Here is a 26,736-nt window from a genome sequence, read left to right as displayed (position 1 = left end):
GCCGACGCGTGTGACGGCGGCGGGCGGGTCAGGGGCGGCAGGTCTGGTCGGTGGCGGGGAGGGCGCCGGTGGCCAGGTAGGCGTTGACCTTGGCGTCCACGCAGGCGTCGCCGTACTCGCCGTAGATGCCGTGGGCGGTGACGCCGCGCAGGGTGAGCAGGCGGGAGCCGGTCAGCGCCCGGTGCATGGCCTTGCTGCCCTGGTAGGTGGTGGCGGTGTCGCCGGTGGCGGACACGATCAGCGCGGGGGTGGCGTTGGCGACGCGCGTGAGGCGCTCTCGCGGCCGCGTCGGCCAGAACGCGCAGGGCCAGATGTTGTTCTTGACCGGGCCGAAGAGCGGGTGGCGCACACGGCTGCGCTGGACGTCGTCCCAGTAGACGTCGGGGTCGCGCGGCGCGGCCCGGTCGCCGCAGGTGATGGCGGCGGCCGGACCGGCGAGCGGGGAGCCGACGCCGGTCAGGACGAACGCGAGGAAGCCGGCGAGTTCGGCGCCCGGTTCGGCCGGGCGGCCGTGCGCGGCCTCGTTCAGGGTCCGGACGGTGGCGGCGAACTCGGCGCGGGCCTCCGGGCGGTCGTTGGCGGAGCCGACGGACAGGATGTACGGGACCGCCTGGTCGTCCACCTCGTACCGGCCGACGCGCAGCGGGCCGTCCTCGGCGGCGGCGACGATCGTGTCCACGGTGGCGAGCACACCGGCGGTGGTGGCGCCGAGGCCGTAGGCGCCGTGACGGGCGGCGGCCCAGGACGCCCAGCCGCGCAGCGCGCGGTCCGCCTCGTCCTCGCTGCCCCGCATCGCCCTGGGGCCCCACTTGTCCGGGTCGCCCGCGCTGTCCAGGACCACGCGGTCGGTGCGGCCGGGGAACAGCTGGGTGTAGACCGCGCCCAGGTAACTGCCGTAGGAGTAGCCGAGGAAGGAGATCCGGCGCTCCCCGAGGGCGCGGCGCACGAGGTCGAGGTCGCGGGCCGTGTCGCGGGTGTTGGCGTACGGGAGCACGTCGGCGTGACGCTCGGCGCAGCGCTCGGCCAGGTCGCGCTGCACCGCCACCTGGTGATCGAACCGGGCGCGGGTCGCGCCGGCCGAGCGGACCCACAGGCCGATGGGCCAGCCGCAGTCGAGCGGCGTGCTGCGCCCGACGAAACGCGGGTCCAGCCCGACGATGTCGTACCGGGCGGCGACGTCCTTCATGGCCGCGCGGGTCCGCAGGGGCATGTCCAGCGTGCTCTCGCCGGGGCCGCCGCTGTTGAGCACCAGAGTGCCGATGCGGTGGGCGCGGTCGGCGGCGGGGATGCGGGACAGCGCGAGTTCGATCGTGCGGCCGCCCGGCCTGGAGTGGTCGAGCGGGACGGTGAGCGTCGCGCAGCGTGCGCCCGCCCGGTCGAGCTCCTTGCCCACGGCGTCGTCGGAGCCCTGGGCGCACGGCTTCCAGTCGAGCGACGGGGGCGCGACGGCGTCGGCGCCGGCCGGGGGCGCGAAGGCGGACAGGGCGATCAAGGCGGTCAGGGCGGCGGCCGGGACCAGGCGTCTCGCACGTGTCGGTTTCATGGCCGGGGACGCTATTGCGGCCGCAGGCCCGGCACGATACAGCCGGCCGCACGCGCCTTGGTACAGCCCGCTGTAGTGTCCGGCGGGACATGGTGACAAATACTGGGATCCGTACGGAGTCGTGAGGAGGTGCGCATGCGTGACCGTGCGTTCTCCGGCTCGATCTACCTGCTGGGCACGCTGGCCACCGCCGTGGCCACGGCGCTCGCCCTGCCGGTGCTGCTCGCGCCGGCGGCCGGGCGGGGCTGGGCGGCCTGGCACCGCCGGCGGGCCGGCGGGCTGCTCGGCGTCCCGGCCGACGGGCGGCCGGGCGGGCGGCGGGATCTCCCCTGGGCCCTCGCGCACGTCGCCGCCGGGTTCCCGCTCGGGCTGGCCGCCCTGCTGTGCCTGGGCAACATCGTGGTCGCCGCGGTGGCGATGTCCCTGTGGTGGGCGTTCCCCGTCGGCGTGCGGCCCACGTTGTTCTCCTTCTACGACGTCCAGGTGGGCGACTGGGTGACCGCGCTGGTCGGGGGCGCCACGCAGATCGCCGTCCTCGGCGCGGCGGCCTGGTGGGGGCTGCCGGTGCTGGCGCGGCTGCACGCCCGGCTGTGCCTGGCGCTGCTCACGCCGTCGGCCCGCGAACGGCTCACCGAGCGGGTCGACGTGCTGACCAGGAGCCGCGTCGGCGTGGTCGACGCCCACGGCGCGGAGCTCCAGCGCATCGAACGCGATCTCCACGACGGGACGCAGGCGCGCCTGGTGACCATCGCCATGCATCTGGGCCTGGCCCGGGAGTCGCTCGCCGACGACCCGGAGACGGTCGCGGCGCTGCTCCGGCAGGCGCACGAGACGGCCGAGGAGGCGATGGCCGAACTGCGCACGGTGCTCCAGACGATCTACCCGCCGATCCTGGCCGACCGCGGGCTCGACGGCGCGCTGACGGCGCTGGCCGCCCGGTCGGGCGTGCCGGTCCACATCGAGCTCGCCGAGCTGGGCGTGCTCCCGGCGTCCGTGGAGACGGTGGCCTACTACGTGATCGCCGAGGCGCTGACGAACGTGGCCAAGCACGCCGCCGCCACCCGGGCGGCCCTGCGGGTCGAGCGGTCCGGCGACGTGCTGTCCATCGAGGTCACCGACGACGGGAAGGGCGGCGCCGACGAGGCGCGCGGCACCGGGATCCCCGGGATCCGCCGGCGGGTCGCCGCCCTCGACGGCGTGGTCCGCCTCGACAGCCCCGCGGGCGGCCCCACCACGCTCGCCGTCCGGATGCCGTGCGCATTGTGATCGTTTCAGGAGGTTCCGTGCGGGTCGTGATCGCCGAGGACAACGTTCTGCTGTCCAGCGGGCTGAAGCTGCTGCTGGCGGCGAAGGGCTGCGAGGTCGTGGCGGTCGTCGGCGACGGGGAGGCGTTCCTCGACGCCGTCGCCGAACACCGCCCCGACATCGCCATCGTGGACGTGCGGCTGCCGCCGTCGTTCCGCGACGAGGGGATCCACGCCGCGCTGCGGGCCCGCCGCGAGCACGGCGCGCTGCCGATCCTGGTGCTCTCGCAGTACGTCGAGCGCGAGTACGCCGGCGAGCTGCTCTCCGACGGCCGCGGCGGCATCGGCTACCTGCTCAAGGACCGGATCGGCCGGGTGGCCGAGTTCGTCGACGCCCTGCGCCGCGTCGCGGCCGGCGGCACCGCCATGGACCCCGAGGTGATCGCCCAGCTCTTCGCCCGCCGCCCCGACGACCCCCTCGCCGCCCTCACCGCCCGCGAGCGGGAGTCCCTGGCGCTCATGGCGCAGGGGCACGACAACGCCACCATCGCCGAGCGGATGCGCATCTCCGACAACGCCGTCCACAAGCACATCGGCAACGTCTTCGCCAAGCTCGGCCTGGCCCCGGACGACTCCGGCCACCGCCGCGTCCGGGCCGTGCTCGCCTACCTGGACGGCACCTCCCCTCCGGCCGAGCCGGACCCCGTCCGGGGGACGCGGCGCTGACCAGGCCGCACCCGGCGGACCGGCCGGGTCGTCAGAGCAGCGCGGCGAGGTCGTCCGGGCGCGAGAACATCGGCCAGTGGCCGGTCGGCAGCTCGACGAAGGTCCATTCGGGCGTGCCGAGCGGGGCGAACGCCGGGTTCCCCGAGGCGATCAGCTCGTGGATCAGCGCCACCGGCATCGTCGAGGCGACCATGGTCTTCGGCGTCGCCGGGATGTCCTGAGGCCGTTCGATCGGCTGGGTGACCGCGCCCCACGGGTGCGGCGTCGCCCTCTCGCGGACGCGCTCCCAGTCCTCCTCGGTCAGTCCGCCGAACCTGCCCGCCCCCTGCTCGTAGGCGGGCACGTCGAGCGCGTAACCGTCGCCGACCTGGGCGCGCCAGGCCTTCTGGGTGACCTCGTCGTTGAAGTCGATCACCGCCACGCCGGACGGCAGCGACGCGGTGTCGACGTACACGATCCGGGCGATCCGCTCGGGGTGCCGGTCGGCGACCGCGGTCACCGGGACGTTCGCGCCGCTGTGCCCGACCAGGACGACCTCCTCCCATCCGTCCATCGCGGCGAGGATGTCGGCGACATGCGTCTCCACGCCGACCTCCGGCGACAGCTCCGCGGCCCGCTCGGCCACCCCCGTCAGCGTGACCGCCCGCACCCGGTGCCCGGCGGCGCGCAGCCTCTCCGCCACCTGGTCCCAGGCCCAGGCGCCGAGCCAGAGTCCGGGCACCAGTACGTAGTTCGCCATCTCTTCGTCCTTCCAGTGAGCCGATGTCGCTACGCTAGAACCGAAAGCGGACAGAATCCGCCCGGATAAAGTGGGTGACCTGTGTCATATCCGGCGACCCGGATGCTGGCGATGCTCGAACTCCTCCAGGCGCACCACGTCCTGGGCGGCAGGGACCTGGCGCAGCGGCTCGGCGTGGACGAGCGGACCGTCCGGCGCTACGCCGCCCGGCTCGCCGACCTGGGCATCCCGGTCGCCGCCGAGCGCGGCCGCTACGGCGGCTACCGGCTGATGCCCGGCTACAAGCTGCCGCCGCTGATGCTCACCGACGACGAGGCCACCGCCGTGGTCCTCGGCCTGCTCGCCGGACGCCGCCTGGGCCTGGCCGCCGAGGCCACCGAAGCCGCCCTGGCCAAGATCCGGCGGGTGCTGCCGGCCACGCTGCGGGAGCAGGCCGGCGCGCTGGAGGAGACCCTGGACTTCACCCTCGCCGAGCGCGCGACGCCGACGCCCGCGAGCCGGGCCGTGCTGACCCTGGCCGCCGCGATCCGCGACCGCCGCCGGGTCACGCTGGCCTATCGCTCCTGGAAGGGCTCACGAACCGAACGCGAACTGGACGGCCACGGCCTGGTCCTCCACTCCGGCCGCTGGTACGTCACCGGCCTCGACCACCTGTCCGGCGAGATCCGCACCTTCCGCCTCGACCGGATCTCGTCCGTCGTCCCCGGGACGGCGTCCTATGAGATCCCCGAGGAGTCCGACCCGGTGCGGCAGGTCACCGCGTCGCTGGCGCGGGTGCCGTACGCGCACGCGGTCGAGGTCCTTCTGCACGTCCCCCTGGCCGAGGCGGCCCGTCGCATCCCGCCGTCGGTGGCCACGCTCACCGGCGCCCCGGACGGGACCCTCCTGCGGATGCGCGCCGAGTCGCTGGACGGCATGGCCGCCATGCTCGCCGGGCTCGGCTTCCCGTTCACGATCCGGTCGCCGCGCGAGCTGGGCGACGCCGTTCGCCGGCTGGCCCGGGGCCTGCTGGAGCAGACTCCCGAATGAGGCCGGCCACCCGCTCCCTCGATCTCACCCAGGCGGTGAAGCCCTCGACCGCGTCGACGACCGCCTCGAAGCGGACCGAGTGGTACAGGTCGAAGGCGTGGTTGCCGCCGCGCAGCTCGGCGTACACGACGGGGGACGCCGACGTCCGGCGCAGGCGGTCGGCGAAGTGCCGGGCGTCCGCCACGGGCACCAGCGGGTCCAGGTCGCCGTGGGCCACCAGGAACGGCGGTGCGTCGGCGGTGATGTGGGCCGGCGGCGAGGACTCGGGCCCCTGTCCGAAGTAGGGGCCGTACCAGCCGTTCAGATAGACGGCGCCGGTCACGGAGGTGTCGGCGTGCTCGAAGCCCGGCTGGAAGGCGGGGTCGTTGGGGGTGAGCGCGGCCAGCGCCGCCATGTGCCCGCCCGGCGAACTGCCCGCGACGAACAGCGTGGACGGGTCGGCGCCGTACTCGTGGGCGTGCTCGCGTACCCAGGCGATGATCTTCTTGAGGTCGATCAGGTGGTCCGGGTGCTGGGCCTGGGGCCGTAGCCGGTAGTTGGCGCTGACGCACACCCACCCCTGGGAGGCGAACCGGTAGAGCAACGGCAGCGACTGGCTGTTCTTGTGGCCCCCGGAGTAGCCGCCTCCGTGCAGGTGGATCAGCACGGGCGCGCCGGACGGGCGCGAGCGGTGGTGGTAGACGTCGAGCCGGTTGCGGCGGCGCGCCAGCCCGCGCCCAGCCCTTCCGTCATGGCGCGCTCGATCCTGGCCCGCTCCCCCAGCGCGCGGCGGGCGATGACCGTGAGCCCGATCGTGGTCACGACGGCCAGGGCGACGACGGCCCAGCCGCCCGCCGTGTGGATGTCACCCTCGGCGAACGCCAGCGCCGTCGGGAGCAGCAGCAGCCAGAAGAAGGCCGCGAACGGCAGTTCGTTGGCGGCCAGGCCGAAGGAGTAGCTCGGCCGGCCCCCCTCGGAGACGCTGCTCACCGTCACCGAGGCGGTCAAGAGCTTCATCGCCGAGCATCCCGGCGTCGCCGTACGCCTCTTCCAGGCGACCCCGCAGGTCATGGCCGACCGGCTGAGCGAGGGACAGGTCGACTTCTGCCTGGCCTCCGAGGAGCTGGAGGGGCCGGGGCTGGGCCATGAGGTGCTGGTCCGCGAGGAGGTCATGCTGGGCGTGCCGCTCGGGCACCGGCTCGCCGGACGGAGCGAGGTGACCATGGCCGACCTCGCGGGCGAACCCGTCGTCACCACCCGGCCGGGGATCTGGCAGCGCACGCTGGCCGAGCGGCTGTTCGCCGAGGCCGGGCTGGAGCTGGTGGTCGCCTGCGAGATCGACGAGGCGTCCACGGGCATCGAGATGGTCGGCGCCGGTCTGGGCGTGGGGTTCGGGCCCGCGTGGTATCTCCGCTCGCCGATGGCGTCGCGCACGCCGTTCGCGCCCGTACGGCTGGCCGCTCCCGGCGCCGAACGGGTGCTTCGGCTGTACTGGCGGGAGGGCGCGTACGTGTCCGAGGCGGCCCGCCGCTTCCGCCACCACCTGACCGCCTCGCTCACGCCGCCCTAGTGGGCCAGACGAGTTCGTCCGGGTCCGTCCAGCCTGCTGTCGGACACCCCGGCGGGCCCGCTTCCGTGGTTCGCGAGGCAGCCGACCGCCCCGCCCGCGCCCCGGCACCCGCCGGTGGCGCGGGCGGGAGCGCCGCGTCAGTTCGCCTGCCTGCCGGTCACCAGCTCGACCAGGTGCACCAGCACCTTGCGCCCGATGTCCCTGACCATCTCGGGCTCCCGTTTCCCGAACGCGGCCGCGACCTCCTCCGGGGTCCGCCTCGCGTCCTCGTTCGCGATCTCCCGGATCGTCGGCACGGCGCCCCTCGGCAGATCCGGAAGCCGGCCCTTGGAGTAGCGCACCCTGAGCGCGCGATGGGCGGTCGGCTGATCGGTCACGATGAAGTGGAATGTCGGCGCGCCGGTGTCGTCCATGAAGACCTCCTAGCGTGGGGTGCCCTCGACGGTAGGAAGCGCCTCGGGGGCGGGTCCACGAACAATCACCGGCAGGAACCTGACACCGGGCCGCGCGAAGCCGCCGGACCGCGTCGCCGGTCCCGGGCCATTGACAGGGCTGATATCCAGGCTGAAGCGCGTTCGCGCCGGGCCGTCGCGCGTCCACCGGCCATGAGCGACCGCGACAGCCGTCGAGAAGGGAATTCCTGCCACCGGTGGCCCTCCATGTCGCGGTCGTCGACCCCCTGCCCATGTACCGCGAGGGGGTCGCCGCAGTCCTGTCCGCGGCGGGTCATCGCGTCGAGGCTCCGGCGGAGGTGCTGGCCTGGGTACGGCAGGTCCAGCGCGGCGTGGTGCTGCTGACCCTGGAGCACGAGCGGGACTGGGACGTCCTCGGCCGGCTGCGTGACGTGGCCGCGACGCACGCCGTGATCGCGCTGATCGGGGAGGAGCCCGCCGTACTGGGGACGCGGGCGGTACGGGCCGGCGCCCGGTCGGTGCTGACGCGCGACGTGGCGGCGGGCGTGCTCAGGCGTACGGTGGAGGCGACCGCCGAGGGGCAGGCGGTGCTGCCCGCGGTCGTGGCCACGGCCCTAGCCACCGGCGCACACCGGACGGGCGGGGACACGAAGCCGCCGAGTCCCCGGCAGTTGTCCTGGCTGCGGCAGCTCGCGGAAGGCTCGACCGTGGCGCAGCTCGCCGGACGGGCCGGCTACTCCGAACGCGCCATGTTCCGGCTCCTCCAGGCCCTCTACCAGGAGATGGGCGTCGCCACCCGCGTCCAGGCGATCGTCCGGGCACAGGAACAGGGTTGGTTCGGCGCGGGGACGGGCCTCTCGGAAGACCTCGGCACCGGGCCCGGCCGGGTGCGGCGCTGAGCGGCCCGGCTCAGGCGGACGGCTCCTCGAAGGTCAGGACATCGCAGACCGGTTGCAACCGTCCGGGGGTCCGGCCGTACCCGTCGAGCTGCTTCAGCAGGAACAGCAGGCGGCCCACCAGCCCCGGGGTGGCGCGTGACGTCCTGTCGCGCGCCACGAGGAACGCGTGCATGGCCCCGGCCAGGGTGTCCTCGCTGTTCAGATGGAGGCCGCAGAGAGCGAAGCCCTTGAAGTTCCAAGCGGTGACGTCGTCCTCGTCTCGTTCGATGCGCCGGTTCGTCTCGTCCAGAAGCTCGCGGAACAGCCTGACCGCGTCGCCGGCCTGGCCGGACCGGGCGAGCGAGACCAGCGCCCGCAGGGCCGGGGTGAGCAGCGGACGGCCGACATAGCGGTATTGGGCGGCGCTCTCGATCTGCTGGAAGGCGTCGGCGAGGTCGTGCCGGGTCAGGTGGATCTGGCAGAGGGTCGTGCGCGCCCGCAACAGGATGATCGGATCGTTGTACCGCCGCGCGAGCTCCACCGCCTTCTGCGCCGCCCGCATCGCCTCATCGTCGTCGTGGCCGAGCCGTGCCTGGGCGATCCCGTCCTGGTAGCGGCTGTGCAACCAGTCCTCGTCGTGTCCGGTCAGCCTCTGCTCGACGGCCATGAGGGCGCCTTCCGCGGCCGCCAGATCGCCGAGCTCGGCGTGCCAGCGGGCCAGCTTCAGGTCGATGGAGACGCTTCCCGACAGGGCGAGGGCGTCGTCGGTGTCGGGATATCCGGTCGTTCCGGGCACGGCGCGTGCTTCTTCGGCGTACTGGATGGCCCTGTCGTAGTCGCCCCATTGACGATGGCAGTCCGCCAGCCCTTCCAGCGCGCTCATCCGGACCGGCAGCAGGGCGAGGTGTTCCTGCCGGCCGCTCCGGGCCAGCTTGTCGTGTTCGTGAAGCACGCCCTTGTAGTGTTCGCCGGCGTTCTTCGCGTCCCGGTTCCACCAGTACGCTGTCGCGAAGTTGGCCCGGACCCGCATGCGGCTGGGCACGTCGTGCCGGTCGTCAGCCTGCTGGAGCGCTCTGCCGTACGCCTCGCTCGCCTTGTCGAAATCGCCGCCGGAGGCGTAGATGTCCCCGAGCGCGGTGTCGTTCTCCAGCTCCCGCTCGGCGTTCCCATCGACGAGCCTGCCCCGCAGCCTCTCCCGTGGCTCGCGCAGCAGGAACGCGCAGTGCCGCTTGCGCAGCTCGCGATCGACGACCTCGATCCGGTTGTAGGCGGACTGCGGGCTGCCCGCCCGGATGTAGGCGCGCATCCCGGCGAGGTGCAGGCGCAGGTGCTCGACCGTCCGCGGGGACGACACGCGGCGGCCGGCGAGCACGCCACCGGCGTCGGTCAGCAGCTTCTTCTGCCTCGCCCCGACGGGTCCGTCCTCGCCGGGCAACCCGGCCCAGGCCCGCTCCTCCTCCGACAGGGCCAGGCAGTACTCCCCGTCGCGCGTCCTGTCCGCCACGCGTTTGTCCACCAGCCCCGCCAGGATGTCCCGCACGTCGCCGAGCCGGAGCCGGGTCCCGCCCTCCGCCTGGCCGAGCAGTTCGCGCACCGCCTCCGCGTCCACGGCGGTCCCGAAGGCGTCGAGCGCTTCGAGGATCGCGCGCTCTCCCGGGTCCAGGCCCCGCATGAGCCTCTCGATGAGGAATTCGGGCATTCTCCGGGTCTTCTCGTCCAGCTTCTTGAACAGCTGGGTGGTGTCGTCCTGCGGCGACTGGGCGACGACGCAGGCCAGCTCCGCCAGGCGGAGGTTGCCCCCGAACAAGTCGTAGTACTTGTCCGCCGCCCGGAGCATCGTGTGTTTCTGGTTGGTCCGGGCGCCGATGAATTTGAGGAAGAACGTCCGCTCCAGCCCGCCCACCTTGATCGGCGCGTGAGCCGCCCATCTGCCTGGTCCTGCGGTCTTCGGCGGTACCCGCGTCACGAGCACCACGGCGACGCGGTGGCCCTCGTCCGCGGCGAGCACCTCGAACACCGAGCTCAGCTCGGGATCGGCGAGCTGCCGGGTGGCCGGGTCGAGCAGGTTCTCCGCGCGCTCGACGACGATCACCGCCGGAGTGTTGCCGATCCTCTCCAGGCACGCTCGCACGTGATCGGCGGGCGGCGCGTCGCCGACCTCGGACCATCGCACCACCCCGTCGCCCTGCAGCGCTTCGAGGTCGGCGATCAGCGTCCTGGCGTCGAGGCCCAGGCCGGGAACGGCCTCGTGGCGGAAGATCGTCGGCAGCGGACCGGCCGATGCGCCCGCCAACTCGTCCACCACCCGGTCCACGAGCATCGTCTTACCGACTCCCCGTTCTCCCGTCACGACGACGACGCCCCACGGCCCCTGAGTCAGCCGGGTCAGGAGAAGGGCCTGCTCGTCCTTGCGATCGATGATGGCGCTTCGGTGAATGGTTCGCGGAGACCGGACCCCGGTCGTGGGGGGCCGTTCGGGCTCCCGCCGTTGTTCCGGCTCCACGGACGTACGCCGCGCGCGTTCCTTCTTGTCCCCGGCCAGGGTGACGAACAGGCTGACGACGCCGGCGACAGAGCCTCCGATGCCGGCCAGCCAGCCCACGGGTTCCGCCCAGGGCACATTGTTCTTGTCACCCACGAACGACCACCAGCCCGCCAGGACGCCCCAGGCGACGAGCGCCACCAGGAGTGCGGCAAGGCCGATGAACGGTAACTTCCCCTGCTTGCCCATACGGCGCACCCCGTCATCATCACGCCAACCCGAGTGACGGAAAAGTCAGGTTCATGCCACCTGGTCCGCAGATGCCGGCGGGGTTCAGCCGGTGGCGGAGTGCAGGACGCCGGTCCGGTGGAGATGGCGGCGGGCCGCCGCGATGGCCTCCGGCGTGGAGGCGAACACCTGCCCCGCCTCGTCCAGCCGGGCGATCGTGCCCAGGGCGCGCAGTGGCCGGTGATGGCCGTCCCGGATGCCGGAGACGTACACGATGATGCCGCGTCGTTCCAGGCGGGTGATGGCGTCGCCGAGCACCAGGGCGCCGCTGGCGTCGATCGTGGTGATGCGGGACATGCGCAGGATGATCACCGAGACGTCGGCGACCTCCGACAGCTCCAGCAGGAAGCGGTGCGCCGCGGCGAAGAACAGCGGCCCGTCCAGCCGGTAGGCGACGATGTGCTCGGCCAGCAGCTCGTGCTCTTCGGCGTCGTGGTCGTCCGGCAGGTCGGCCCGCAGGGGCACGGTGTCCAGGCGGACGTCGCGGGCGATGGCGCGCAGCGCGAGCGCCCCGGCCACGATCAGGCCGAGGATGACGGCGGTGACCAGGTCCAGGACGAGCGTGGCGATCGCGGTCGAGGCCAGGACGACGGCGTCGGCGCGGGTGGACCGCAACATCGCGCGCACCGAGCCGACCTCGACCATCCGCGCCGCGGTGGCCAGCAGCACGCCCGCCAGGGCCGCCAGCGGGATGCGGGCCACCAGGCCGGCGGCGGTGAACACGATTACGCCCAGGATCGCGGCGTGAGCGAGCGCGGCCAGCCGGGAGGAGGCGCCCGCGCGCACGTTGACCGCCGTACGGGCGATCGCGCCGGTGGCCGGGACCCCGCCGAACAGCGGGGCGATCAGGTTGGCCACGCCCTGGCCGAACAGTTCGCGGTCGGGGTCGTGCCGATGGTTGACGCTCATGCCGTCGGCGACCGCGGCCGACAACAACGACTCCAGCGCGGCCAGCGCGGCCACGGCGAACGCGGGGGCGACGAGGGAGCTCAGCGCGGCCACGTCCAGGAACTCCAGGGACGGCGCGGGCAGCCCCGCGGGCAGGGCGTCGATGCGCGCCACCGGCAGGTTCACCAGCTCCGCGACGAGGGTGGCGGCGACGACGGCCAGCAGCGAGAACGGCACCGAGGGCCGGAGACGCCCGCCGACCAGGATCAGCGCCGCCACCGCCGCGGTCATGGCGAGGGCGGCCCAGTTCGGACGGGCGGCGAAGTCGCGTATCGCCTGCCAGGCCACGGCCAGCACCTTGTCGCCCTCGGGTGTGGGAACGCCGAGCGCGGCGGGCACCTGCTGCATGCCGATCACACAGGCGATGCCCAGGGTGAACCCCTCCACCACCGGCGCGGGCACCAGCATCATGAACCGGCCCGCCCGCGCCAGAGCCAGGCCGAGCAGCAGCAGCCCGGCCAGCACCCCCACCGTCAGCACGCCGGAGGCGCCGTACGCGTGCATGATCGGCACCAGCACCACCGTCATCGCCCCGGTCGGCCCGGACACCTGCAGCGCGGAGCCGCCGAAGACGGCGGCCAGCGCGCCGGCCACCACCGCGGTGGCCAGCCCCGCCTGCGCGCCCAGCCCGCTGGAGATGCCGAAGCCGAGCGCCAGCGGCAGCGCCACGATCGCCACGGTCAGCCCGGCCAGCAGGTCACGGCGCGGATGACGGCCGAAGGCGGCCAGATCGGCCCGGGCGGGCAGAACGGGGCGCAGACGGGCCCAGCCCGCCCGGAGCACTGGGGTCACCGTTCGCCGGCCTCCGACTCGAGCAGCTCGTTCAGCAGCGCGTGCCGGCCCGAGAGCTTGGCCTGGAGCAGGTGACGGGCGGCGCGCAGCAGCTCCGCGACGTCCCCACCGGACAGCGCGTAGACGACGGTCGATCCGTCGCGGCGCGCGGTGACCAGCTCCGAGCGGCGCAGCACCGCCAGATGTTGCGACAGGCCGGCGGGCTCCACCTCGATCTCGGCCAGCAGGTCGCGCACCGGCATCGGCCCGTCCTGGAGCAGCTCCAGGACGCGGATGCGCACCGGATGCCCCAGCAGGCGGAACAGCTCGGCCTTGGCCTCGTACAGAGGGACGGACATCAGCGCGACTCCTCTCCCTCCGCGGCCTGGCGGGCCGGGGCGGGATCGGGGCTCCGGTCCGTGTCCACCCCGTGTGCGCGGGCCATCCGCAGCACCTCGTCCAGCCCTCCGGCGGCCGCCAGCGCCGCGTCGGCGTCGCCGTCCTGTTCAGCCGCGTGCAGCGCGCCGGCCGCCTCATCCACCCGGCGCCGGATCGCCGCAGCGAACGCCTCGCTCACCCCTGGTCCCCGCCTTCTGCCGACGTCCGGCGCGACTCCGCACCAGCCTTTCGGACATTAGTTTTCAACAAATTGCGAATCTTCGCAACTTCTATACTGGCCCGCTCGGGGCTCGTACAGAGGGAACCGGCGGTGATCAGGGGTGTCAGACGCCTGGACGTCGCGCCACCGCGACGGCGTCGGCGGGCTCCTTGCGGCGTGACCTGATCTCGTAGGCGAGCAGGGTGCCGCCGACGGCCACGGCGACCGCGCCGACGACCGGCAGCGCCTCCGCGGAGGAGGCGACCGCGGCGAACGCCAGGACCAGCAGCGCCACCACGACCCGGCTCAGCCAGGGGAAGCCCCACATCCGCAGCCTGAGCAGCTCGGGCGACTCGGCCTCCATACGGCGGCGCAGCCGGAGCTGGCTGAGCGCGACGAAGACGTAGAGCAACAACACCAGCAACCCGGCGGTGTTGATCAGCAGGTCGAAGGCGTCGTCACCGGCCGCGCTCGCACCGGCCATCAGGGCCAGCGCGAGCACGGCGCCGCCGAGCAGCGCGGGCGCGGGGACGCCGGACGCGCGCACCCGGCCCGCCGCGGCGGGGGCGTCGCCGCGGGCGGCCATGGCACGCAGGACGCGCGAGGCGGCGTACAGCGCGGCGTTCATCACCGACACGACCGCGACCAGGACGACCCAGGTCATCAGCGTCGCCGCGCCGGGGACGCCGAGCGCGGCGATGGCGGTCGCGAACGGGCTGTCGGCGCCGTTGGCCGGGACCCGGTCCCACGGCACGACCGCCAGGATGACCAGCACCGAGCCGACGTAGAAGATCAGCACCCGCCAGACCACCCGCAGGGTGGCCCGCGCGACCTCCTTGGCCGGTTCGGCCGACTCTGCGGCCGCGATGGTGACGATCTCCGCGCCGAAGTAGGAGAACAGCACGGTGACGAGGGCGGTGAGGACCGCGCCCCAGCCCTTGGGGGCGAACCCGCCGTGCCCGGTCAGCGTGGCGAGCCCGGCCCCGGCCCCGGCGGACGGCCACAGGCCCAGGACGTACAGCGCCCCGGCGGCGAGGAACGCCACGATCACCACGACCTTGACCGAGGCCAGCCAGAACTCGGTCTCGCCGAACAGCCGCACCGAGACCAGGTTGGCCGCGGTGAGCGCGGCCAGCAGCGCGACGGCCGTCGGCAGCACCGGGATGCCGCCGGACAGGGAGTGCAGCAGCTTGGCCCCCGCCACCCCCTCGAACGCCACCGCGACGATGGCGAACAGCCAGTAGCACCAGCCCACCAGGAACCCGGCGCGCGGGCCGAGGGCGGTACGGGCGTAGTCGGCGAACGAGCCCGCCGAGGGCCGGGCGGCGGCCATCTCGCCGAGCATCCGCATCACCAGGATGACGATCAGGCCGCCCAGGGCGTAGGCGACCAGCGCCGCCGGGCCGGTGTCGGCGATCACCTTGCCGCTGCTGACGAACAGGCCGGCGCTGATGACGCCGCCGAGCCCGATCATGGTCATGTGCCGTCGTCTGAGTCCGCGGTGGAGCGATCCTCCGCTGTCGTGCCCGGTCATTGGCGTTCGGCTCCCTGCTGTTCTCGGAAAGGGGAGGTCGGACCCCGGCCCATGGGCGGGCCGGGGTCTCATTGATCGCGAGGACGGTCAGTTTCCGCGGTAGACGGCGGGACGCCGCTCGACGAAGGACCGGACGCCTTCGAGCACGTCCTGGCCGCGCAGGCAGGCCAGCAGCCCTTCGGTCTCCAGGTCGAGCACCTGTTCCAGGTCCAGCTCCCAGACCCGCCGCATGGCCTTCTTGATCAGGCGTACCGGGGTGGGCGCGGCGGCGGCGACGCGTTCGGCCAGCTCCAACGCCGTGTCGAGCAGGTCGGCGTCGGGGACCAGGCGGCTGACCAGCCCGGCCCGGTACGCCTCGGCGGCGTCGACGGTCTCGCCCGACAGCAGCAGGTCCACCGCGCGGCCGTGGCCGATCAGGCGGGGCAGGGCGTACAGGACGCCGTTGCTCGGGAACAGGCCACGGTGCACCTCCTTGAAGGCGAACGAGGCGGCGTGGCCGGCCAGTCGCAGGTCGCTGGCGATGGCCAGCTCCACGCCGACGCCGACCGCGATCCCGTTGACCGCGGAGATGATCACCTTGGGGTGGGCGGTGAAGCGGCGGGTGAGGTCCTGGAGCGCGGCGATCCGTTCGACCAGGTCGGCGTCGGACCCGGCGGCCAGTTGCGCGCCGGCCTCCTTCAGGTCGGTGCCGGCCGAGAAGGCGCGGCCGGTGCCGGTGAGCACGACCGCGCCCACCGCGTCGTCGCGGGCGGCTTCGTCCAGGACGGCGACCAGCTCGCCGTAGGTGCGCTGCCGGAAGGCGTTGAGCACCTCGGGCCGGTCGAAGGCGACCACCAGGGCCGAGCCGGCGCGGCGCACCCGCAGATCGGTGCTCATCGGTCTTCCTCCCGGGAGTCGTAGGCGCCGCCGCGTCCGGCGGGCAGCAGGTGTTTGGCGACGCGTTCGGACGGCGTCATCGGGAACGCCTCGACGAACTCCACGTACCTCGGCGTCTTGAAGGCGGCCAGCCGCGCGCGGACGTAGGCCACCAGCTCGCGCGGCTCGACGGGCTCGGCGACCTGGACGAACGCCTTGACCTCCTCGCCGAACAGCTCGTCCGGCACCGGGACCACGGCGGCGGCGCGCACGGCCGGGTGGCCGGTCAGGACCGCCTCCACCTCGGCGGCGGCGATGTTCTCGCTGCCACGCCTGATCATGTCCTTGAGCCGCCCGACCAGGTGGTAGTGGCCGCGCGCGTCCCGGTAACCGAGGTCGCCCATGGGGTACCAGCCGTCGCGCAGCAGCGGCTCGTCCCGGTTCCAGTAGCCGGTCAGCATCGGCGCGCCGCGGGCCACGATCTCGCCGACCTCGCCGTCCGCGGCGTCGGTTCCGTCCTCCCGGACGACCTTGGCCTCCTTGCCGGGAACGGGCGACCCCATCGCGCCGGTGCCGACGCACGCGGTGTCCTCGGGCCGGACGGCCAGCACCACCCCAGCCTCGGTGCTGCCGTACGCCTCCCGCCAGGGCGCGCCCCAACGCTCCTCGATCGTGGCGTGCAGGGCGGGTGTGATCCCCGAGCACAGGACGAGCCGGACGCGGTGGGAGCGGTCCAGTCCGGCGTCGGGCGGCTGCTTGAGCAGCAGCAGCGGCATCGTGCCGAGGACGTAGAAGAAGGTGGCGCCGTGCTCGCGGACCGACGGCCAGAAGCCCGAGGCGGAGAAGCGCGGCAGGATCACCAGCGGGATGCCGGTCAGCAGGCACAGCACCGTGTTCCACTGCGGGTCCATGTAGTGGAAGGGCTGCGCGGTGAGGTCCACGTCGTCCGGCGTGACGGCGGCGACGTCGGCCGCGAGCTCGGCCAGGTGGAGCCAGTAGCGGTGGGTGAGCATGCAGCCTTTGGGAAAGCCGGTCGTGCCCGAGGTGTACTGGAGGTTGAGGAGGTCGTCCCAGCCGACGTCGGGCAGGTCGCGTAAGCCGGCCGCGACGGCCGCCTCGGCGCCCGCGTCGAAGGCGCCGGCGTGTACGGGGTCGGGTGCGGGCCCGGCGTCGGCGGGATCGAGCAGCCCGACCTCGCCGAAGTCCAGCGCGAGCAGAGCCTGCGCCGCGGCGGCCGAGCCGGCCAGGGCCAGCACCGGGCCGGAGTCCTTGACGATGTGAGCCAGGTCGGCGCTGCGGTAGCCCGGGTTCAGCGGGACGATCACCGCGCCGAGCCTGGCGATCGCCAGCCAGGCGACCGGGAACCCGACGCCGTTGTCCAGCATCACCGCGACCCGGTCGCCCCGGCGGACGCCGTGCGCGGCCAGCACGGCCGCCAGCCGGTCGGTGCGGTCCTCCACCTGCGCGACGGTGGTCTCGACCCCGGCGAAGCGGAACAGCACGCGGTCACCGTGGGCGACGGCCCGCTCCCGGAGCAACCCACCCAGGCCCCCCGCGACATGCCCGGCCACTCCCCCACCGAGCCCCCCGGCGACGTTCCCGGCAGCTCCCCCACCGGGCGGCGGCGCGGCGGTCACGCCCGCCGCCGGGTGGCCATGTCGAACATCATCGCCAGCTCGGCCGCGCAGTCGGCCAGGTCGATGGCCTCCTCGTCGAAGACCCACTGGAGCATCACGCCGTCGATCGCGCCCTGCACGGTGGCGGCCAGCGTGCGCGGCGAGAAGTCGCGGAAGTCGCCGCTGTCCTGGCCGCGCCGCAGGATGCCCTCCAGGTGGCGGCGGCACGGGTCGTACATGTCGGCGTTGAAGCGGCGTTTGGCCTCCGGCGATCCGAAGCTGCCCCAGATGTCCACCAGCGCGACGAAGTTGGCGCGGTTGGCCGCCATGAACTCGAAACTGGCCTCGATGAAGGCGCGCAACCGGTGCGGGGCGTCCGGCGCCCGGTCCACCCGGGCCTTGATGAACCGGTTGGTCTCGGCGAACAGGGCATTGACGACCTGCTGGATCAGTTCGTCCTTGCCGGCGAAATGGTAGGAGATCACGCCTCTGCTGACGCCGACGTCCTGGGCGATCCGGGCCAGCGACGCCTGGGGCAACCCGGTGCTGGCGATGGTGGAGATGGCGCCCTCCACGATCTGCCGTCGCCGGGCCTCCTCGATGAACGAGGCCTTCTTCTGGCTGTCCTGATCGATTTTTGACCGCATGGCCAGGATTCAAGCCTGACGGACGTCGCGCGGCAAGCCCCGGCCGCCGACTGTGCGGTTTCCCCCACCCGGGACGGTTCCGCGTTCCTCCCCGGGCCGGCCGGTCGCCGCCAGGTAGTGCAGCACCGCCAGCACCCGCCGGTTGCCGGCCGCCGACGCGGGCAGCCCCAGCTTGGCGAACACCGCGGTGACGTGCTTCTCCACCGCGCTCAGCGACACGAAGAGCCGGTCGGCGATGCCGGTGTTGGACCAGCCCTCGGCCATCAGGGCAAGCACCTCGCGCTCTCGGGGGAGCAGGGAATCGTCCCAGCCGGAAGCCTCGGGCATGGCGGCACCTCCTCGGTACGGGAAACCGCAGAATCCGGGCGAACCTCTTGTCTCACTCATACCATCTGGATTAAATCCTGGCCATGCGGTCAAAAATTCGCCACCAGGTTCAGAAATCTCGCCTGTTCGCCGCCGTCCTGGCCGGCGTGGTGCTCAGCAGCGGGCTCGCCGCCCCGGCCCTCGCCCGGACGGCCCGCGTCCCCGCCGCGGCTCAGGACGCCACCGACGAGCAGCTCCGCTGCTTACTGGACGGCGTCGTCAAGCCGCCCGTGCCCGGCGCGATCCTCACCGTGACCGGCCCCGGCCGCAGCTTCGACGGCGCGGCCGGCGTGTACGAGCTCGGCGGACGCCCCCTGCGCCCCTCCGACGCCTTCCGGGCGGCCAGCGTCACCAAGACGATGACCGCGGCCGTCGCCCTCCAGCTCGCCGAACGCGGCGACCTGCGCCTGGACGCCCCCATCGGCAGGTACCTGGACCGGAAGCTGGTCGCGCGCATCCCGTACGGGTCGCGCATCACCGTCCGGCAGCTCCTGGACCACACCGCCGGCCTGTACGACTACGTCGGGGACGAGAAATGGTTCCAGTACGTGCTCGACCACCCGGACAAGACCTGGAAGCCCCTGGAACTGGTGGACTGGGCGCTGCGCTCGGGCAAGCCCTACTTCGCGCCCGCCAAGGGCTACCACTACTCCGACACGGGCTACGTCCTGGCCGGGCTGGTCATCGAGAAGGCCGCCCGCAAGCCGCTGCACCAGGTGTACCGGTCGATGTTGCTGCGTCCGCTGAAGATGGACCGCACCTACCTCGAACACCCGGAGGCGCCCCGCGGCCCGCGCGCCCACAACTACCTCGGTGAGCGTGACACCTACGACTTCAACCCGACGTTCGACACGTTCGGCGGGGGCGGCCTGGTCTCCACGGGGGCCGACCTCAACCGGTTCATGCGCGGCCTGTTCGAGGGCAAGGTCTTCAAGCGCCCGGCGACGCTCCGGACGATGTTGCGCAGCACCCCGCAGAGCGTCAAGGCCGGCTCGCCGTACGGGCTGGGCATCGCCCGGCTGACGGCGACGGGCGACGCGGCCTACGGGCACAGCGGTTTCTTCGGCGCGTTCCAGGTCTACGTGCCGAAGAAGCGGGTCGCGGTGACCGGCTCCCTCACCCAGTCGGAGATGGTGACCAAGAAGCAGAGCAGCCGGTTCATCGAGAGCGCCCTCCGGCTGGCCGTCGGCAGACCGCCCGCCGACCTCTGCGAGGGCCGGTAGCGGCCGGGGCGCCGGCCGCCGCGCGCCTAGACTTGTCACCTGTCCGAAAAAGGAGTGAAGGTGGCCGGCACAACGACCCCTGACCCGCCCGCCGAGGTGCTGGCCGAGGCCGCGGCCGCCTTCGCGCTGCTGGCCTCGCCGCCCAGGCTGCACATCGTGTGGGCGCTGGCGCAGGGCGAGTGCGACGTGTCCGGGCTGGCCGAACGGGTGGGCGGCGCGCTGCCCGCGGTCAGCCAGCACCTGGCCAAGCTGAAACTGGCCGGCCTGGTCCGCTCCCGCCGCGAGGGCCGCAGGGTCGTCTACCTGATCGACGACGAGGACGTCGTGGCCACCGTGCGCGGCCTCGTCGGGCGGCTCTCGCAACGGGCCGGCGCCTCCGGAGGACGCGTCCATGGTCTGGGCGCCTGACGCGCCGACCAGGGCCGGCGGTCCGGCCACGCTGAGCCAGCTCCAGACCCTGCGCCTGCTCGACACCGGGCCACGCGGCCTGACGGAGGCGCAGGCCGAGGCCCGCCTGCTGGAACGCGGCGAGAACACGATCCCCGCCCAGCGGCCGGTGTCCTGGCCGCGCCGCCTGGCCCGCAGCCTGCGTGACCCGTTCACCATGACGCTGCTCGCGCTGGGGCTCGTCTCCGCCGCGATCACCTCCTGGGGGACGGCGGGCGTCATCGTCCTGCTGGTGGCGGCCAGTTGCCTGCTGCGCTCCAACGGCGAGTTCCGCGCCGACCGCTCGACCGCGGCCCTGCGCAGGCTCGTGGCCACCACGGCCACCGTGAGACGGCGCTCCCGCGACGGAGGCGAGCCGCGGGAGCGGGAGATCCCCGTCGACCAGCTCGTCCCCGGCGACGTGATCAAGCTGGGGCCGGGCGACCTGGTCCCCGCCGACGTACGGCTGTTACGGGCCGCCGGCCTGACCGTGCACCAGGCGGCGCTGACCGGCGAGTCCGCGCCCGTGCCCAAGCGGGCGCGCGACCTGCCCGAGGGGGACGACCATCTGTGCTGGCAGGGCAGCAGCGTGGCGTCCGGCAGCGCGCTCGCGGTGGTGACGGCCACGGGAGGCGGCACCCGGTTCGCCGGCGCCCACCACGCTCCGGCGCGCGGGCGTTCGGCCTTCGACCAGTCGGTGAACGGCATCTCCTGGATCCTGGTCCGGCTCATGCTGGTCATCCCGCCCGTGGCGCTGGTGGCCGGCGCGGTCCTGCGCGGCAAGGGGCTGGAGGCGCTGCCGTTCGCGGTGGCGGTGGCCGTGGGGCTGACGCCCGAGATGTTGCCGGTCGTGGTGACCACGGCGCTCGCCCGGGGAGCGGCGCTGCTGGCCCACCGGGGCGTGATCGTCAAGCGGCTGCCCGCGCTGCACGACGTGGGGGCGATCGACGTCCTGTGCATGGACAAGACCGGCACCCTGACGCGGGACCGGCCCGTGCTCAGCGCGTCCGTCGGCCCCGGCGGCGCGCCGGATCCCGAGGTGCTGCGCTGGGCGGCCGTCAACAGCTTCTGGACGCTGCACCTGACCGATCCCCCGATCCCCGACCCGCTGGACGAGGCGATCCTGGAGTGCGCGCCCGACCTGGGCGGCACCGAAGGGCTGGAGGCCACCCCCTTCGATCCCGCCCAGCGGCTCTCCCGCGCGGTGGTCCGGGACGGCGGCGCGAACGTCGTCGTGGTCAAGGGCGCCGTGGAGGCGGTGCTCGGCCGGTGCGCGATGAGCCCGGGTGATCGCCTGCGGGCGGGCGAGGTCGCCCGAGCCCTGGCCGAAGCCGGTGCGCGGGTGCTCGCGGTCGCCGTTGCCGATCAGTACGCCGATCAGCACGCCGATCAGTACGCCGAGCACTCCGCCGGGCACTCCCCCGGCGATCCCGTCGCGGAGGGCGGGCTGAGGCTCACCGGATTCCTCACCCTCGTCGACGAGCCGTCGCCGGACGCCGCCGCCGCGCTGGCGCTGCTGGCCCGCAGGGGCATCGCCCTGAAGGTGCTGACCGGCGACCACCCGGCCACCGCCGCCCGGACGTGCCGGGAGCTGGGCCTCGACGTGGGGGCGGTGATCGAGGCGGCCGACCTCACCCCCGCCGCCGCCGAACGGGCCACAGTGATCGCCCGCTGCACCCCGGACGACAAGGCCCGCGTCGTCCGGGTGCTGCGCGAGGCCGGGCACACGGTCGGCTTCCTCGGCGACGGCGTCAACGACTCGCCCGCCATGCGCGCCGCCGACGTCGGCATCTGCCCGCGCGCCGCCGTGGACGTCACCCGCGAGACCGCCGACGTCGTGCTGGCCGGCAAGGACCTGTCGGCGATCGACCACGCGATCGTCGCCGGACGGCGGAGCACCGGCAACATCGTCACCTATCTGCGCATCGCGCTGTCGTCCAACCTCGGGAACGTGATCGCGATGCTGGCGGCCGGGCTGGCGCTGCCGTTCCTGCCGATGTTGCCGGTCCAGGTGCTGCTGCAGAACGTCTGCTTCGACGTCGCCCAGCTCGCCTTCGCCTTCGACCGGGCCGCGCCGGCCGTCCTGCGGGGGCCGTTCGGGCTGCGTCCGCGCGGCATCCTCGGGTTCATCGCCGGTTTCGGGGCGCTCAACGCCGGCGTGGACCTGGCCACCTTCACCGTCCTGACCCAGGTCGTCGGCGTGGTCGACGAGCGGTCCTTCCACACGGGCTGGTTCATCGAGAACCTGCTCACCCAGGCCGTGATCATGCTGCTGCTGCGGCCCGTCGCCCCGGTCTCCCCGCCGCTGTGGCTGGCCGCGGGGTCGCTCGCGGCGATCGCGTTGCTGCTGCCGCTCTCGCCGCTGGCCGCTCCCGTCGGCCTGACCGCCCTGCCCGTCACGAGCTGTCTGTGGCTGGCGCTCGTGGCCGTCCTGTACGGCGGGGTGCTGGCCGTACTGAACCGCCGCAGACAGTTGTAGAGTTGCGCAATGTAGCAACTGTAATGCCGGGCCGGACCGCTAGGGCGAACACATGCGTGCAGGGGAGCATCGGAGGGTCGCCGCACTCATCGTGTGGGCGCTGGTGTGCGTGCTCGACGTCTGCCTGTGGGCCTGGATCGACTAGGCGGTGTTTCATAAGGCCTTGAGCCACTGGTCGATCGCGGCGATGGTGAGCGTGGCCTCGAACCGGACGGCGAGCTTGTCGTAGCGAGTGGCCATGCCACGGTTCTGCTTGAGCTGGCTGATGCCGCATTCCACGGAGTGACGCCAGCGGTAGAGGCCGGGGTCGAAGGCCGGCGGTCGCCCGCCCATGGAACCCTTGGCGCGCCGGTGGGCGTCCTGGTCGGCCTTGCTCGGAATGCACGCCTTGATCCCGCGCCGGCGCAGGTGAGCGCGGTTGGCCTTGCTGGTGTAAGCCCTGTCGGCCAGTACAAGATCGGGACGGGTCCGGGGTCGGCCGCCACCCGGGCGGCCGACCCGGATCTTGCCCAGCACCGCGATGAACTGCGGACTGTCTCCTCGGTGACCGGCTGTCACCAGCAGGGCCAGGGGTTTACGGCCCTGCTCACAGGCCAGATGCGTCTTGGTGGTCAGCCCACCCCGCGAGCGGCCCAGCGCGTGATCGTCCGGCTCGTTCCCCGTCCCACCGGGCGGTTCCTTCTGCAGGTGACCGTCCCGGCGCGCCCCCGCGGCGTGCTGATGGGCGCGGCTGGTCGTGGAGTCCACGCTCACCGTCCAGCCGATCTTCCCGGCGGCGTCCGCCCGCGTCTGCAACGCGGCCAGGATCTTGGCCCAGGTGCCATCACGCTGCCAGCGGCGGAACCGGCCGTAGACGGTGGACCAAGGTGCGTACAACGCGGGGACGTCCCGCCACGGCGCACCCGTCCGCACCCGCCACCGGATGGCGTCGATCAACTGGCGCCTGCTCCATTTCGGCGGACGACCACGTCCCGATGCAGAGGGTAACAGCGGCTCTAGCGCTGCCCACTGTTCATCGGTGAGGTCGTGCCGCCTCGTCACCGCTACGCTGGCCACGAGGTCTCCGGTATTTGGCTCTTCTTCGTCGTTGAACCAACTACCGGAGGCCTCGTCGTTTACCTACGACCGCCGCGCCGCGACTCCTCATCACCCTTTGAAAACGCGGCCTAGTAGTACTTTGTTAGGTCGGCGTGTTGTGGAGACGCTGTGCCGGTGTGGATAGTTTCATGCTGCGATGACCCCTCACGAGCTTTCGGTTGCGCGGCAACGCCTTGAGACGTTCGCCGCGGAGATGTTCGCGCCCATGGCCCGCTCCGATCAGCGGGCCAAAGGGGCGACGTACCTGCGTGGGTTGTTGCTGGACGGGCGGCGTAAGTCGATGCAGCCGATGGCGCAGCGGCTCGGGGTGGATCACCAGGCGTTGCAGCAGTTCGTGACCACCTCGACTTGGGACACCTGGGCGGTGCGGGCCAGACTGGCCCGACGGGCCATCGAGGTCGTGGAGCCGGTGGCGTGGGTGATCGACGACACGGGCTTCCCCAAGGACGGCAAGGGCTCACCGTGCGTGGCGCGGCAGTACTCCGGCACCCTGGGAAAGGTGGCCAACTGCCAGATCGGGGTGAGCGTCCATGCGGTCACCGACACCGCGTCCAGTCCGCTCGATTGGCGGCTGTTCGTGCCCACGTCGTGGGATGACCAGGCCTGTGATGCCGCCACCGGTCCACAGGTGGCCACGCGACGGGACCGCTGCGGGATCCCCGGACAGGAGCGGCATCGTCCGAAGTGGATGATGGCGGTGGAGATGCTCGATGCGCTGATCGAGCAAGGACTGCGGCCTCCGCTGGTCGTGGCCGATGCCGGTTACGGCGACAGCAGTCAGTTCCGCGGCGCCCTGGACGAGCGCGGGATCGGCTACATCGTGCAGGTCAAGGGCGACGCCCTCGCGCACGCCCCAGACGTGGTCGCAGTGCCCCGGGTCTGGTCCGGCCGAGGCCGGCCTCCCACCCGGACCGGCCTGCGCTACCCCGACACCGCCGTCAGCTTGGCCGTACACGTCCGGGCCGCAGGCCGTGACGCCGCGGTCACGCTCACCTGGCGCGAGGGCTCCAAGGGAGCCATGAGCTCGCAGTTCGTCTTCCTGCGGGTGCGTCCGGCCGGGCACCGCATCACTCGCGCCGACGACGGCACTCTGCCTGAGCGGTGGCTGATTGCGCAGTGGCCCGAAGGCGAGAGCGAGCCGGTCAAGTACTGGCTGTCCAGCCTGCCTGCCGATACCGAACCGGCCGACTTGATCCGGTACGGCAAGATCCGCTGGCGGATCGAGCACGACTACCGCGAGCTGAAGACCGGCCTGGGGCTGGACCATTTCGAAGGCCGATCCTGGACCGGCTGGCACCGCCACGTCACCCTTGTCACCGCTGCGCACTTGTTCATCACCATGCTGCGACTCGACCCAAAAGCGGCTGCGCCGGTCTGACTCTCTACAAGGTCATCCGCGAGTTACAACTGCTACTCGCGACCTGGACCGGCGCATGCCCTACCTGCCATCGAAGGCTGAAACCGTCACGCCGCAGCAGGCATAAGCAGACCTAACAAAGCACTACTAGGCCGCGCAGGAGTCCGACAACTTCCCCGACGACGCCATCGCCGTCCTGGTGGGCCTGGCGGACGGCGTACCGGACGGCGTGCTCGACGGTCCCGCGGACGGCGTGCCCATGGCGACGGGGGCGCGGTGCGAGCGGGCGATGGCCTTGCGGACGTCGGCGCGGATGCGCGGGAAGTCCGGATACGCCGGGTTGTAGCGTGGCGGGACGATGGACAAGGTCCCGACCCGCCCGCCCTTGACCTTGTCGGCCAGCGGCACCAGGTCCTGCAACAGCCCGCGCGGGATGTCGGTCCTGAAGGTCTGCCGGGCCGCGCCGGCCAGCTGCTTGAACTTCAGCAGCACGGTGGCCGGGTCGAGCTGGTCGAGCATGGCGGAGATGACGCAGTGCTGGCGCCGCATCCGGGCGTGGTTGTCGCCGCCGGCGCAGCTGGAGCCGTCGTGGTCGCGTGCCCTGCCGTACCAGAGCGCGTCGTTGCCGTTCAGCCGGCGGGTGCCCGCCTTGATGACGCCGCCGTCGCTGCGGCCGACGCCATAGCAGATGTCCTGCTCGACGTGGATGCGCACGCCGCCGAGCGCGTCGATCAGCCGGGCCACGCCCCACATGTTCACCAGCACGTAGTAGTCGATCTTGAGGCCGAGGATCTGGCCGACCGCGCCCTTGACGGCCTCCGGCGCCCGGGTGGGGGCGTTGTGGAACAGCGCGGGATGGGTGTCGGCGTAGGCCCAGACGCCGTTCAGCAGGTCCTCCGACCCGCGGCCCGCCCCCTGGACGTAGAAGCCCTTGGGCGGCGGGAACAGCCCGCCCATCACGCTGCCCTTGGGGAAGGGCGCGTTCTCCATCTCCCTGGGCAGCGCGAACAGCACGGTCTCGCCGGTCCTGACGTCGATGCTGGCCACGTTGAGGCTGTCGGTGCGGATGCTCGTCCCGGTGCGGCCGCGTGCGCCGTCGCCGCCGAGCAGCAGGATGTTCACCCTGGTACGTCCGGCCCAGGGGTCTTCGTGGTTGATGGGGGTGGGCTCCGGGGCGTCGAACACGTCGGTCAGCGCGGCGTCCATCTGCGACACCGTCTGCGAGGCCACCACGAACGGCGACACCACGGCCACGACCAGCAGCAGCGCCAGGCCGTCCGACCAGATCAGCCGCCGCCGCGGCCGCAGCACGGTGTACGAGGCGACCACCAGCAGCCCCCACGCGACGCCGACGCCGATCGCGCCGCCGCCGATCGCCTTGGCCCAGGTCGCCTGCGTCGCCACGGCCCAGCCGCCCGCCGAGATCGTCACGGCGGCCACCGCGACGCCCGCGGCCAGGAACAGCCCCAGCAGCGCCAGCCCGAGCACGCGGTACCCGGCCCGCAGATGGGCCGCGCCCGGAATCACGATCGACAGCGCCGCCCAGCCGATGGCTGCCCCCGCGCCCCGTTTGGTCCCCATGTGCCCTCATGATCTCTGTGCCACCCGACCCCGAGATCATAGATTCGGGCCTAATTGCCCATATGCGCAACTTTTTGACTAAATATCCACCCGAACACCCCACCCCCCCGAGCTCGGCCGACGGCCACGAGCCGGGGAGAAGGCGTCAGTCCACGTACGCCCACAGGTCGTAGGTGGGTGATTCTGCGACGCACCAGCTCTCCCCTCGTGAAGGTGTGAGAAGCGATCACCGTGAATTGCACGACAGGGCTCGCCCCCACCGCAAGATCGGCCCTCGACGGACCGCGGCGATCAGCGCGAACGTCTCGGAGGCGGTGAAAGGTTCATTTCGTCCTGACATCCGGCG

The 26,736-nt window shown here is 72.8% G+C and carries 25 protein-coding genes; 9 read left to right on the top strand and 16 right to left on the bottom strand.

Features of this window, described 5'->3' with window-relative positions; all coding sequences use genetic code 11:
• Positions 1-28: 28 nt before the first annotated feature.
• A complete protein-coding gene (locus ACIA8R_RS26170) occupies positions 29-1,543 on the bottom strand; it encodes an alpha/beta hydrolase (protein WP_397040890.1) in 1,515 nt (504 codons plus the stop codon).
• 135 nt (positions 1,544-1,678) lie between these two features.
• Here ACIA8R_RS26170 and ACIA8R_RS26165 point away from each other — a divergent pair, with 135 nt between their 5' ends.
• Positions 1,679-2,809 carry a histidine kinase gene (locus ACIA8R_RS26165; protein ID WP_397040888.1) on the top strand — a complete coding sequence of 377 codons (1,131 nt, stop codon included), beginning with the start codon at positions 1,679-1,681 and terminating at the stop codon, positions 2,807-2,809.
• 17 nt (positions 2,810-2,826) lie between these two features.
• Positions 2,827-3,513, top strand: coding sequence for a response regulator transcription factor (locus ACIA8R_RS26160; protein WP_364100860.1), 687 nt, complete (start codon positions 2,827-2,829; stop codon positions 3,511-3,513).
• Positions 3,514-3,544: 31 nt separating this feature from the next.
• Here ACIA8R_RS26160 and ACIA8R_RS26155 read toward each other — a convergent pair whose 3' ends face one another.
• Positions 3,545-4,252, bottom strand: a complete 708-nt coding sequence (locus ACIA8R_RS26155; RefSeq protein WP_397040886.1) for an alpha/beta fold hydrolase — start codon at positions 4,250-4,252, stop codon at positions 3,545-3,547.
• An 81-nt stretch (positions 4,253-4,333) separates the two neighbouring features.
• On the opposite strand from ACIA8R_RS26155, the gene ACIA8R_RS26150 reads away from it, so the two are divergent.
• Positions 4,334-5,281 (top strand): helix-turn-helix transcriptional regulator, encoded by a 948-nt coding sequence (locus ACIA8R_RS26150; protein ID WP_397040884.1) that lies wholly within the window; start codon positions 4,334-4,336, stop codon positions 5,279-5,281.
• On the opposite strand, the gene ACIA8R_RS26145 is transcribed toward ACIA8R_RS26150, so the two are convergent.
• Both ACIA8R_RS26145 and ACIA8R_RS26140 read right to left on the bottom strand, forming a co-directional pair.
• On the bottom strand, positions 5,202-5,927 hold the full coding sequence (locus ACIA8R_RS26145; protein ID WP_397040882.1) for an alpha/beta hydrolase: 726 nt from the start codon (positions 5,925-5,927) through the stop codon (positions 5,202-5,204). The two genes, ACIA8R_RS26150 and ACIA8R_RS26145, sit on opposite strands and share 80 nt — an antisense overlap.
• On the bottom strand, positions 5,921-6,277 hold the full coding sequence (locus ACIA8R_RS26140) for a hypothetical protein (protein WP_397040880.1): 357 nt from the start codon (positions 6,275-6,277) through the stop codon (positions 5,921-5,923). Before ACIA8R_RS26140 ends, ACIA8R_RS26145 begins: the two co-directional genes overlap by 7 nt.
• Here ACIA8R_RS26140 and ACIA8R_RS26135 point away from each other — a divergent pair.
• Complete coding sequence (locus ACIA8R_RS26135; protein ID WP_397041149.1) at positions 6,243-6,830, top strand: LysR family transcriptional regulator substrate-binding protein; 588 nt, start codon at positions 6,243-6,245, stop codon at positions 6,828-6,830. The genes ACIA8R_RS26140 and ACIA8R_RS26135 overlap by 35 nt on opposite strands.
• A 137-nt stretch (positions 6,831-6,967) precedes the next feature.
• Here ACIA8R_RS26135 and ACIA8R_RS26130 read toward each other — a convergent pair whose 3' ends face one another.
• Positions 6,968-7,243 carry a hypothetical protein gene (locus ACIA8R_RS26130; RefSeq protein ID WP_357700467.1) on the bottom strand — a complete coding sequence of 92 codons (276 nt, stop codon included), beginning with the start codon at positions 7,241-7,243 and terminating at the stop codon, positions 6,968-6,970.
• 236 nt (positions 7,244-7,479) lie between these two features.
• On the opposite strand from ACIA8R_RS26130, the gene ACIA8R_RS26125 reads away from it, so the two are divergent.
• Positions 7,480-8,142 carry a hypothetical protein gene (locus ACIA8R_RS26125; RefSeq protein WP_364100842.1) on the top strand — a complete coding sequence of 221 codons (663 nt, stop codon included), beginning with the start codon at positions 7,480-7,482 and terminating at the stop codon, positions 8,140-8,142.
• 10 nt (positions 8,143-8,152) lie between these two features.
• On the opposite strand, the gene ACIA8R_RS26120 is transcribed toward ACIA8R_RS26125, so the two are convergent.
• The 9 genes from ACIA8R_RS26120 to ACIA8R_RS26080 form a co-directional block, all read right to left on the bottom strand.
• Positions 8,153-10,852 carry a hypothetical protein gene (locus ACIA8R_RS26120; protein WP_397040878.1) on the bottom strand — a complete coding sequence of 900 codons (2,700 nt, stop codon included), beginning with the start codon at positions 10,850-10,852 and terminating at the stop codon, positions 8,153-8,155.
• An 84-nt stretch (positions 10,853-10,936) separates the two neighbouring features.
• On the bottom strand, positions 10,937-12,631 hold the full coding sequence (locus ACIA8R_RS26115; protein WP_397040876.1) for a SulP family inorganic anion transporter: 1,695 nt from the start codon (positions 12,629-12,631) through the stop codon (positions 10,937-10,939).
• Entirely contained in the window at positions 12,628-12,969 is a 342-nt protein-coding gene (locus ACIA8R_RS26110) for a metalloregulator ArsR/SmtB family transcription factor (protein ID WP_357700459.1), read from the bottom strand. The genes ACIA8R_RS26115 and ACIA8R_RS26110 overlap by 4 nt, the downstream gene beginning before the upstream one ends.
• The gene (locus ACIA8R_RS26105; protein WP_357700457.1) at positions 12,969-13,187 is read right to left on the bottom strand and encodes a hypothetical protein; all 219 of its coding nucleotides are present in this window, start codon (positions 13,185-13,187) and stop codon (positions 12,969-12,971) included. Before ACIA8R_RS26105 ends, ACIA8R_RS26110 begins: the two co-directional genes overlap by 1 nt.
• A 145-nt stretch (positions 13,188-13,332) precedes the next feature.
• Positions 13,333-14,688: an amino acid permease gene (locus tag ACIA8R_RS26100; RefSeq protein WP_397040873.1), complete on the bottom strand. Its 1,356-nt coding sequence runs from the start codon at positions 14,686-14,688 to the stop codon at positions 13,333-13,335.
• Positions 14,689-14,829: 141 nt separating this feature from the next.
• Positions 14,830-15,618 (bottom strand): enoyl-CoA hydratase/isomerase family protein, encoded by a 789-nt coding sequence (locus ACIA8R_RS26095; protein ID WP_364100830.1) that lies wholly within the window; start codon positions 15,616-15,618, stop codon positions 14,830-14,832.
• On the bottom strand, positions 15,615-17,168 hold the full coding sequence (locus tag ACIA8R_RS26090; RefSeq protein ID WP_397041147.1) for an AMP-binding protein: 1,554 nt from the start codon (positions 17,166-17,168) through the stop codon (positions 15,615-15,617). Before ACIA8R_RS26090 ends, ACIA8R_RS26095 begins: the two co-directional genes overlap by 4 nt.
• Before the next feature lie 62 nt (positions 17,169-17,230).
• On the bottom strand, positions 17,231-17,860 hold the full coding sequence (locus tag ACIA8R_RS26085) for a TetR/AcrR family transcriptional regulator (protein WP_364100827.1): 630 nt from the start codon (positions 17,858-17,860) through the stop codon (positions 17,231-17,233).
• A 9-nt stretch (positions 17,861-17,869) separates the two neighbouring features.
• On the bottom strand, positions 17,870-18,187 hold the full coding sequence (locus ACIA8R_RS26080) for a response regulator transcription factor (RefSeq protein ID WP_397040871.1): 318 nt from the start codon (positions 18,185-18,187) through the stop codon (positions 17,870-17,872).
• A gap of 83 nt (positions 18,188-18,270) precedes the next feature.
• Between ACIA8R_RS26080 and ACIA8R_RS26075 the strand changes: the two genes are divergently transcribed.
• The 3 genes from ACIA8R_RS26075 to mgtA are packed head-to-tail and all read left to right on the top strand — an operon-like array spanning position 18,271 to position 22,354.
• On the top strand, positions 18,271-19,449 hold the full coding sequence (locus tag ACIA8R_RS26075) for a serine hydrolase domain-containing protein (RefSeq protein ID WP_364100824.1): 1,179 nt from the start codon (positions 18,271-18,273) through the stop codon (positions 19,447-19,449).
• 60 nt (positions 19,450-19,509) lie between these two features.
• On the top strand, positions 19,510-19,857 hold the full coding sequence (locus ACIA8R_RS26070) for a metalloregulator ArsR/SmtB family transcription factor (protein ID WP_357700445.1): 348 nt from the start codon (positions 19,510-19,512) through the stop codon (positions 19,855-19,857).
• Complete coding sequence (gene mgtA, locus ACIA8R_RS26065) at positions 19,841-22,354, top strand: magnesium-translocating P-type ATPase (RefSeq protein WP_397040869.1); 2,514 nt, start codon at positions 19,841-19,843, stop codon at positions 22,352-22,354. Before ACIA8R_RS26070 ends, mgtA begins: the two co-directional genes overlap by 17 nt.
• A gap of 153 nt (positions 22,355-22,507) precedes the next feature.
• Here mgtA and ACIA8R_RS26060 read toward each other — a convergent pair whose 3' ends face one another.
• Positions 22,508-23,410 carry an IS5 family transposase gene (locus ACIA8R_RS26060; protein WP_397040867.1) on the bottom strand — a complete coding sequence of 301 codons (903 nt, stop codon included), beginning with the start codon at positions 23,408-23,410 and terminating at the stop codon, positions 22,508-22,510.
• A gap of 178 nt (positions 23,411-23,588) precedes the next feature.
• On the opposite strand from ACIA8R_RS26060, the gene ACIA8R_RS26055 reads away from it, so the two are divergent.
• Positions 23,589-24,830 carry an IS701 family transposase gene (locus ACIA8R_RS26055; protein WP_397040865.1) on the top strand — a complete coding sequence of 414 codons (1,242 nt, stop codon included), beginning with the start codon at positions 23,589-23,591 and terminating at the stop codon, positions 24,828-24,830.
• Positions 24,831-24,956: 126 nt separating this feature from the next.
• On the opposite strand, the gene ACIA8R_RS26050 is transcribed toward ACIA8R_RS26055, so the two are convergent.
• Positions 24,957-26,390: an LCP family protein gene (locus ACIA8R_RS26050; protein ID WP_397040863.1), complete on the bottom strand. Its 1,434-nt coding sequence runs from the start codon at positions 26,388-26,390 to the stop codon at positions 24,957-24,959.
• Positions 26,391-26,736 lie beyond the last annotated feature (346 nt).

This window comes from Nonomuraea sp. NPDC051191 (genome assembly GCF_044455665.1).
Taxonomy (GTDB): Bacteria; Actinomycetota; Actinomycetes; order Streptosporangiales; family Streptosporangiaceae; genus Nonomuraea.
The sequence above is the reverse complement of the archived record's forward strand: the minus strand, read 5'-3'. Positions and strand labels throughout refer to the sequence as shown.